Raw genomic sequence first — 8,396 nt, forward strand, 5'->3', positions numbered from 1 at the left:
TGGCGGAGCATCCGTTCGGCATCGCGCCGCGCGAGCGAGAGTGAGCGGCGGGTAGCTACGACCGGTCTTTGCGCTATCGGCGCGCCTTTTGAGACTCCCGCCGAAGCCCGATACGCATGCGATCCGAGCCCTCCGTCGGATCCGGCGCCACCGCCGGGTCCGAATCGGTCTGGCGTATCGCGAGGCGTAGATGTTCGACGGCGGTGGCGGTTCTCGTGGCCGCGACGGCGCTCGTCGGGGTCGTCGTCGCCGGGAGCGGCGTTGCGGCCGCCGACGGAACCGCCGAACTCGGCGCGGGCGTCGTCACCGTAAGCGAGGACGGGAGCGCCGAGTTCACCGTCGAGACCGACGGCGTCGACGCGTTCGAGGTCGTCGTCGGCAACGAGGAGGAGGTCGGATACGAACTCCGCGCCACGGTGACGCCGGACGGCGACGGCGTCACGACGCTCGTCTTCACCCACGCCGAAACCGGCGGGAGCGGCGCCCCGCTGACCGCCGCCGACGGCGGCGCGGTGGAGATCGACTACGAGACGACCCTGAGCGAGGCGATCGCTCCCGGAAGCTACGACGCGGAACTGTTCGTCGGCGGCGACCCCGCGGACGTCGCCACGCTCGTCGTCGAAGACCGAACGGGCGACGAAAGCGGGGGCGACGGAAGCGGCGGGGACGGCGCGACCGACGGCGAGTCGGCCGAGGCCGTCACGGTCACCGAGGCGGACATCGAGGCGGCCGATCTCGTCGTCGCCCCGGCGGAGACCGAGCTGAGCGTTCCGGTGACCGCCGAGGACGGCGAGACCGTGACCCTCCGGATCCGCTCTGACGGCGACGCGAGCCCGAGCTTCCTCATGACCGAAGCGGCGACGGTCGAGAACGGGACGGCTAGCGCGGTCTTCGATCTGCGTCGGACGACCCACGGAGACCGCGCGACGCTGACCGTCCGCGGGAACGAGGCGGTCAACGAGTCGGGCGCGCGCGAGGTACTCGTCGTCGACGAGGAGATCGGCGTCGAGGAACGCGACGGCGTCCTCGGCCTCGAAGCGCCCGGGTTCGGGGTCGTCGCCGGCGGGCTCGCTGTGCTCGTCGTCGCGATCGTTGCCCGGCGGCGGGAGTGAGAGCCGAGCCGAGTCACTTTTCGACCGAATCGCCCTCGGAGCCGGCGGCGTCGTCGTCTCCACGAAGCTGTCGCGGTAACAGTCCCGAGAGCAGCCGTCGGAGTATGGTGGCGGGGTCGAGGAAGTACTGCGGGAGGACGACCATCGCGGCGGCGACGACGAGCAGGCCGGCGCCGAGCGCGACCTCGCCGGCGAACAGGCGGACGACGGCGTAGTTCGCGAGCGGGAGCGCGAAGACGAGCGACGCCGCCAGCCCGATCATGTCCAGCACTCCGAGTCGCATCGACCCTCCGTTGATCCCCGGGGGGCAAAAGGGGCCCGGCCGCGACGACGGGCGGTCGAACTCCCAGATCCCGGCCGGACCCAGAACCGATATCCGTCGCCCGCCCCCAGTTCCGGTATGTTCACCGGCATCGTCGAGGGCACCGGTACGGTCCGCGAGCGGACCGAGACCGACGACGGCCTCCGGCTTCGGATCGGCGTCGACGGATTCGACGACCTCCACCACGGCCAGTCGATAAGCGTGAGCGGCGTCTGTCTGACCGTCGAGGAACACGGGAGCGACGACGGCGGCACGACCGACGGCGGCGACTGGTTCTCGGTGTTCCTCGCGAGCGAGACGGTCGCGAAGACGTACCTCGGCGGGATCGAGGTGGGAGACGTCGTCAACGTCGAGCGCGCGATGCCCGCCGACGGGCGGTTCGACGGCCACGTGGTCCAGGGACACGTCGACACCGTCGCCGAGGTGACGGGAATCGAGCGCGTCGGCGAAGACTGGCGGTTCACGTTCGCGACTCCGGAGGGACACGGCGACTACCTCGTCGACAAGGGGTCCGTGACGCTCGACGGCATCTCGCTGACGGTCGCCGAGAAGCGCGCGGGCGAGTTCGACGTGGCGGTCATCCCGACGACCTACGACCTGACGACGCTCTCGGAGAAGTCGGTCGGCGACCCGGTGCACCTGGAGGTGGACGTGATCGCGAAGTACGTCGAGAACATGCTGGACGGGTAGGCGGCCGACTAACTGGCGACGGACCGACCCGTCCCCCTCAGTCCCCTGCGTCCTTCGCGCCCTTCACCGTCTCGCGGACGGCGTCGACGCCCTCGTCGTGGAGCAGGTCGCCGACGACGATCACGTCGCTGTGAGCGGCCATCTCGTTGGCCGACTCGTAGTCGTGGATGCCGCCGCCGTAAAAGAGCGTGGCGTCGTCTAAGGCGTCGTGAGCGGCCGCGACCTTCTCCGTGTCGCCGAACGTGCCCGAGTACTCGACGTAGACGATCTCCTGGCCGAACATGCGCTCCGCGACCTTCGCGTAGGCCGCCACGTCGTCGGCGCTGAGGTCGCAGTCGGCCTCCGTCAGCTGGGCGACCGACGCCTCCGGGTTCAACACGATGTACGCCTCGGTGTGGGTCCGGGTCCAGTCGAGGTCGTCGATCCGGACCCACTCCTTGTGGGCGCCGGTTATCCAGAAGGGGCCGCCGGCGTTGAAGACGGTCGGGATCAGGTAGCCGTCGAGCGCCGGCGAGTCGATCACGACTCCCGGATTCGACGGCTCCTGGTACAGCGGCACGTCGTACTCCGCGGCGGCGTCGACCACGCGGGTCATCTTCTCCGCGGTGACGTCGAGGGTCCCACCGATCTCGATCGCGTCCGTCCCGGTCCGGCAGACGTCCTCGAAGGTCTCGCCCGCCCGGAGGTCCTTGTCGGGGTCGACCTTCAGCACGTGGTCCCAGTCGTCCCACGGGTTAGTCATCGGCCGAGACTCCACCGGGCGAGAACAAAAAGGTGCGGAAGCTATCCCGCCCCGAAGCCCCGAGCCGCGCCGCGCGGGAGGGCGGGGGCCTCACAGCAGGTCGTCGATCTCGTCGTTCTCGAACGCGGCCGCCGGGTCGGGCTTCTCCTCGCGCTCGTCGCGGACCGCCTGCCGAGCGCGCTCCAAGAACGCCTCGACGCGCTGCGAGCGCTCGACCCCCGCGAGGAGGACCAAGGCGGCGATCCGGTCGGAGTCGAGCGGGAAGTCGCCGCCGCGGACCTGCATCGACCCCGTCTCCTCCTGAAGCCACTTCCGCGCCTTCTCCGCGCCCTTCCGGGAGATCCGGTCCGGGTCGCCGGCGACCGCGACGAGGGCGGCGTCGGCGTCGGTGGCGCTCGGCAGCGACAGCCCGGTCATCACCGAACTCCGGACCGCGCTCGTCACGGTGTTGACGTTCTCTTGCGGGTCCTCGGCGGCGGGCGCCGACGCGAACCCGACCGCGGCCATCCCGCCCGCCCGGAGCGTGTTGATCACCTCGCTCGTGTCGACGACGGACTCGGCGACGCCCTCGACCGCCTCGCCGGCGGCGAGGACGAGCCCGATCCGCTTCGCCATCGAGGCGTTGATCGCCTCGTAGCCGCCCTCGACGGACTCGCCCGCCGAGCGCCACGCGTCGTTGTCGAGCAGGATCGTCGCGTCTGACTCGCGGACCAGCGTCTTGAGCGACCGGCCGGCGTTCACCTGATACATCGTCCCCTCGTCGCGACCGGGGAGGACGCCGATGGCGTACACAGGTACGTCGTACACCCGGTTCAGCTCGCGGACGAGGACCGGCGCGCCGCCGGAGCCCGTCCCGCCGCCGAGGCCGGCCACGACGAAGACCGCCTCGGCCTCCGCGGTGACCTTCGGGGCGAGCGCGTCCAACACCTCGACCGCGTCTTCGTCCATCACTTCGGCGCCGAGTTCGTTGTCGCCGCCGACGCCGTGACCGTTGACGCGCGACTGCCCGACGAGGACCGTTTCGAGCGGGAGGGGGTCGAGGTCGGCCGCGGCGGTGTTGACAGCGATCGCGTCGAGGACCGCGCCGTAGCCGGCGTCGGCGTCGAACTCCGCGAGGGCGGTCGTGAGCTTACCGCCCGCCTGTCCGACGCCGAGGAGGACTGCTTTCATGCCCAGACGTACCGGTTCCCCCGATAATATCCTTTCCCCGACGTTTAAGAGTGAGACCGTGGGCAACAGGCCGCATGACCGATCACGCGCGGGGCGCGGAGCCGACGGACGCGGAAACGGACGCGACGCCGACGGGAGCGGACGGACCGGACGACCGGATCGAGTCTCGGCTCCGCGCCGTCGAGCGCGCGGTGACCGGGAGCGAGGCGCGGCCGGTCGACGCCGCCGCGGACGCAGAGGCGACGGCCGAGCGCGAGCGACTCGAGTCGCGGCTCGACGACCTCGAGGAGCGCGTCGCGGAGTTGGAGGCGGCGACGCAGGCGGTCCGCGGCTACGCCGGAGCGATCCGGGCCGTCAACCGCGAGGTCGAGCGCCGGGCCGACCTCGCGCTCGCGAGAGCGACCGAGGCCGGGCGAGAGAACGAACGGAGCGGCGGCAGTGTCGGCCGCGAGAGCAGCGCGAGCGACGGGCAGCGGGCCGACGACACCGTTCCGTCGGAGGGCGCCCTCGACGCCGCCCTGCCGGACGATCGCTCGCGGTCCGGACCGCGTACCGGCGGCAGCGGAACCGACGAGGCCGCCGGGGACGGCGACGGCGGGGCGTGGGCGACGGACGCGCTCGACCGCCTCCGGGAGTCGCTGTGAGCGAGCCGTGATCCGCGTGGCCCTCACCGTCCTCGTGGCAGTCGCGCTGCTGACGGCGTCGATGCCCGCGATCGAGACGGCCCGGACCGCGACGACGGCGGACCGGATCGGCGCCGAGGCAGACCGTCTGGAGCGGGCGATCGGCGGCGTAGTCGCCGGATCGTCGCCCGTAGACGACCCCGCCCTGGCGGCGCAGGCGACGGTGCGTTTCCGGGTCCCGACTGGGTTCGCCGCGGCGGAGGTCGACCGCGTCGCGCTCGTCGAGCCGCCGGACAGGCCGGGCGGCGTCGTGCTCGCGTACCGCGTCGAGGACCGGCCGAAGCGCACGGTCCGCGTCGGAACGGGACCGGTGGAGGTGACTGTCGATCTCGGCGGCGGACCGATCGAACTTCGCCCGGGCGGGACGAACCGCATTCGGCTCCGGTACGTCGACGACGAGGGGCCGACGGTCCGGATCAACCGAGCGGGGTAGACCGGGGCGGAGGGACGCGACGGCGCGGGACAGAATAGATTACGACAGGGCAGACCGGGACGACGCGGATCGTTTCGAGACGCGGCGGAACGGAACGGCGGGACGGCCGACGACTTATATAACAAACCGCGGGCACGCCCGTCATGAACCTCGGTATCACCGATCAACTCGCCGACGGGGCCGGCGAGACGCCGCTCCGAGCGCTCCCGTGGGTCGACGAGGACCGCGACGAGTGTCGGTGCGAGCCGGCGTTTCGCGAGCCCGTGGGAACTGGCGTCGAGGACAGGGTTATACTCGACGTCGACGCCGGCGCGTGTCCCGGACGCGGCGACCTCGCCGCGAGCGCCGACTGTCTTGCGACCGTCGTGGAGGCGCTCGGCGACCACGACGCCGACGTGATCAGGACACGACACCGCGGCCGCGAGCGGTCGTACGCCGACCGCGCGGCCGACCTCCTGACCGCCGCCGGACGGTTCCGCGAGCGGGTCGGGTTCCGTGAGGAGCGGCTCGCCGAACGAGTCCTCCGCGACCCGCTCGGCGCCGCGGTAGAGGCCGCCGGGCGGGCGGGCCCTACGAAGCGCATCGCGGCCGAAACGGGGCTGCTGTCGGCCGCGGAGGATCTCGGCGGCGGCGAGAACTGGCCCGAGAGCGACAGCGTTCTGAGCGATCGCCTGCGGGCCCACGTCGGTCCGACGGCCGCGACCGCACGGGTCGCGGCCTCGCCGCCGCCGGGTGCGACGCTGGTCGATCGCTGGACGGTGCCGACCGGGGCGACGGTCCGGCTCTACGACGGCGACGACTCCCTCAGGACGTACCACCTCACGCCGCCGACGGTCGATCTGGACGCCGACGCCGTAGCGACGCTGGCCGCGGCGCGAGACCGGCTGCTCGACGACCCCCGCGGCGGCGACAGGGCCCCCGGACGAGCGGTGCGGGCGGCGGCGGAAGACGGCGACCCGGTCGCCGATCTGACGGAGATCCTGCGCCGACACACGCACGGCTACGGCGTGTTCGAACACGTCTTCGCCGACGAGAGAGTGAGCGACGCGACGGTGACGGCGCCGGTCGCGGAGAACCCGCTCCGCGTCGTGCTCGACGGGGAGCGGTGCCGGACGAACGTGCGGCTCCCCCCGGAAGGGGCCGCCACGCTCGCGTCGCGGCTCCGCCGGTCGAGCGGTCGGGCGTTCTCGCGGGCCACGCCGACGCTCGACGCGACGATCGAGTCCGAAACCGGTCGGGTCAGGGTCGCCGCGGTCACGGCCCCAGCCAGCGACGGGCTCTCGTTCACGTTCCGACGCGGGGATCCGGAGGCGTGGACGCTCGCGCGACTGGTGTCCGTCGACACCCTCACGCCCGCGGCGGCCGGGCTGTTGTCGGTGGCCGTCGAACGCGGGGTAGCGGGGCTTATCGCGGGCGGCCGGGCAGCCGGGAAGACGACCGCGCTCGGCTCACTGCTGTGGGAATTGCCCGCGGAAACGAGGGCGATCGCAATCGAGGACACGCCGGAACTCCCGGTAGACGCCCTCGCGGACGCCGGGCGAGACGCGCAGCGACTCTGCGTCGGTGACGGGGCCGAACTCGCCCCGGCGGACGCCGTTCGGACGGCGCTCCGGATGGGCGGCGGCGCGATAAGCGTCGGCGAGGTGCGCGGCGAGGAGGCGCAGGCGCTGTACGAGGCGATGCGTGTCGGTGCCGCCGGCGAGACGGTGCTGGGGACGATTCACGGCGAAGACCCGGCCGGGGTGGAGGAACGCGTCGTCACCGACCTCGGCGTCCCCCGCTCGTCGTTCGCCGCGACCGATCTGATCGCCGTGCTCGACGACCACCGCGTGGAGTCGATCGTCGAGGTCGGCGACCGCGACGGCGGCGTGAGCTTCGATCCGCTGTTCGAGCGGACCGAACGGGGACTCGTCGGCACGGGTCGGATCGACCGCGGTGAGAGTCGACTCGTCGAGGCGCTCGGGGGGACGAACGAATCGTACGCGGCGGTTCGGGAGGTCATCGATCGGCGGAGCGACCGGATCCGCGAGGCGGTTCGGGCGGGACGCGTTTCGCCGGCGCGGTACGTCAGGGGAGACGTATCCGGCGATCCGAGCGGAGACGTGGGAGCCCCGGCCGATCGACCACGCGAGGGAGGAGTGAAGCACGGAGGCGGCGCATGAACGAGGACCGGTCGAAACCGACCGAGCGATCGGCTCGTGTCGACGGAGAAGACGACGCGACCGCCTCGAAAGAACTGCGGCGGGCCGTCGCGTTTCTCGGCTGGGGCGTTTCCGCGGAGCGCGTCGTGGCGATCGGGTACCGGGCCGGCGTCGTCGTCGGGGCGGTTGTCGCCGCGGCCGCGGCGCTCGCTGCCGGCGCGGTCGTCGCCGCGCCGGCCGGACTGGCCGCCGCCGTCAGCGGCGTACACGCGGTCCACCGGGCGCCGGTGTGGCTCGCGTCGCTCCGGCGGACGCGGGCGCTGGGCGCGGCGCCGGGGCTCGTCGGGCGGCTCGTGTTGCGGATGCGGCTCGATCCCTCGACAGAGCGTGCGGTGCGGTTCGCCGGCCGGACGGGAGAGGGACCGTTGGCCGCGGCTCTCTCCCGCCACGAACGGGGCTGTGCGGACGGGCCGACGAGCGGCCTTCGAGCGTTCGCTCGCGAGTGGACTCCGTGGTTCCCGGCGATAGACCGCGCCGCCGCGCTGGTCCGGACCGCGGCGACCGCGCCGCCGGAGCGCCGCGGGCGGTGCCTCGACCGCGCCCTCGACGCGACGCTTTCGGGGACGACCGATCGGCTCGCGTCGTTCGTCGGCTCCGTCCGCGGGCCGGTCTCGGCGCTGTACGCGTTCGGCGTGCTGCTCCCGCTGGCACTCATCGCGCTCCTTCCCGCGGGCGCCGCCGCCGGCGTCGCGGTGGGTTCCGGACTCGTCGCCGGCCTGTACCTGATCGCGCTTCCGGGCGGGCTGGTGGCCGCCTCGGCGTGGCTGCTCTCCCGTCGCCTGGTGGCGTTTCCGCCGCCGCAGATCGGCGGAGACCATCCCGACGTGCCGGACCGACGCGGCCACGCGTTGGTCGTCGGCTGCGCCCTCGGTGCGGCCGCGGCCGCCGCCGCCGCGCGAGTCGTCGCGCCGTGGGCGTGGCCGGTCGCGGGGGTCGGCGTCGGAGTCGGGAGCGCGCTGTTCGTCCTCGCGCGACCCCGCCGCGCGGTGCTGTCCGAGGTCCGAGGCGTCGAGCGGGGGCTGCCGGACGCGATGACCGTGATC

General features: G+C 72.8%; 8 protein-coding genes and 1 pseudogene. 6 read left to right on the plus strand and 3 right to left on the minus strand.

Annotation, left to right across the window (positions count from 1 at the left end):
• Positions 1–203 precede the first annotated feature (203 nt).
• On the plus strand, positions 204–1,112 hold the full coding sequence (locus B9G49_RS15055; RefSeq protein ID WP_233125229.1) for a BGTF surface domain-containing protein: 909 nt from the start codon (positions 204–206) through the stop codon (positions 1,110–1,112).
• Positions 1,113–1,125: 13 nt separating this feature from the next.
• Here B9G49_RS15055 and B9G49_RS15060 read toward each other — a convergent pair whose 3' ends face one another.
• Positions 1,126–1,395 (minus strand): hypothetical protein, encoded by a 270-nt coding sequence (locus tag B9G49_RS15060; protein ID WP_049931745.1) that lies wholly within the window; start codon positions 1,393–1,395, stop codon positions 1,126–1,128.
• Between the two features lie 117 nt (positions 1,396–1,512).
• Here B9G49_RS15060 and B9G49_RS15065 point away from each other — a divergent pair, with 117 nt between their 5' ends.
• Positions 1,513–2,124 (plus strand): riboflavin synthase, encoded by a 612-nt coding sequence (locus B9G49_RS15065; RefSeq protein ID WP_086216919.1) that lies wholly within the window; start codon positions 1,513–1,515, stop codon positions 2,122–2,124.
• Positions 2,125–2,161: 37 nt separating this feature from the next.
• Here the strand turns inward: B9G49_RS15065 and B9G49_RS15070 are convergent, their stop codons facing one another.
• Both B9G49_RS15070 and B9G49_RS15075 read right to left on the minus strand, forming a co-directional pair.
• Positions 2,162–2,866: a phosphoglycerol geranylgeranyltransferase gene (locus B9G49_RS15070; protein WP_049931741.1), complete on the minus strand. Its 705-nt coding sequence runs from the start codon at positions 2,864–2,866 to the stop codon at positions 2,162–2,164.
• A 90-nt stretch (positions 2,867–2,956) separates the two neighbouring features.
• The gene (locus B9G49_RS15075; protein ID WP_049931740.1) at positions 2,957–4,036 is read right to left on the minus strand and encodes a tubulin/FtsZ family protein; all 1,080 of its coding nucleotides are present in this window, start codon (positions 4,034–4,036) and stop codon (positions 2,957–2,959) included.
• A 74-nt stretch (positions 4,037–4,110) separates the two neighbouring features.
• Between B9G49_RS15075 and B9G49_RS15080 the strand changes: the two genes are divergently transcribed.
• The 4 genes and pseudogenes from B9G49_RS15080 to B9G49_RS15095 all read left to right on the plus strand — a co-directional run.
• Positions 4,111–4,680 carry a hypothetical protein gene (locus tag B9G49_RS15080; RefSeq protein WP_086216920.1) on the plus strand — a complete coding sequence of 190 codons (570 nt, stop codon included), beginning with the start codon at positions 4,111–4,113 and terminating at the stop codon, positions 4,678–4,680.
• A 7-nt stretch (positions 4,681–4,687) separates the two neighbouring features.
• Positions 4,688–5,152, plus strand: coding sequence for a hypothetical protein (locus B9G49_RS15085; RefSeq protein WP_086216921.1), 465 nt, complete (start codon positions 4,688–4,690; stop codon positions 5,150–5,152).
• 143 nt (positions 5,153–5,295) lie between these two features.
• Positions 5,296–7,314, plus strand: coding sequence for an ATPase, T2SS/T4P/T4SS family (locus B9G49_RS15090; RefSeq protein ID WP_086216922.1), 2,019 nt, complete (start codon positions 5,296–5,298; stop codon positions 7,312–7,314).
• A pseudogene (locus B9G49_RS15095) lies at positions 7,311–8,396 on the plus strand (type II secretion system protein); the annotation flags it as partial. The gene B9G49_RS15090 and the pseudogene B9G49_RS15095, both read left to right, overlap by 4 nt.

This window comes from Halorubrum sp. SD683 (assembly GCF_002135045.1).
GTDB lineage: Archaea > Halobacteriota > Halobacteria > Halobacteriales > Haloferacaceae > Halorubrum > Halorubrum ezzemoulense.

Coding starts and splice junctions, on each gene's coding strand:
- B9G49_RS15060 (WP_049931745.1), bottom strand. CDS start 1,395: ATGCGACTCGGAGTGCTGGACATGATCGGGCTGGCGGCGTCGCTCGTC.
- B9G49_RS15065 (WP_086216919.1), top strand. CDS start 1,513: ATGTTCACCGGCATCGTCGAGGGCACCGGTACGGTCCGCGAGCGGACC.
- B9G49_RS15070 (WP_049931741.1), bottom strand. CDS start 2,866: ATGACTAACCCGTGGGACGACTGGGACCACGTGCTGAAGGTCGACCCC.
- B9G49_RS15075 (WP_049931740.1), bottom strand. CDS start 4,036: ATGAAAGCAGTCCTCCTCGGCGTCGGACAGGCGGGCGGTAAGCTCACG.
- B9G49_RS15080 (WP_086216920.1), top strand. CDS start 4,111: ATGACCGATCACGCGCGGGGCGCGGAGCCGACGGACGCGGAAACGGAC.
- B9G49_RS15090 (WP_086216922.1), top strand. CDS start 5,296: ATGAACCTCGGTATCACCGATCAACTCGCCGACGGGGCCGGCGAGACG.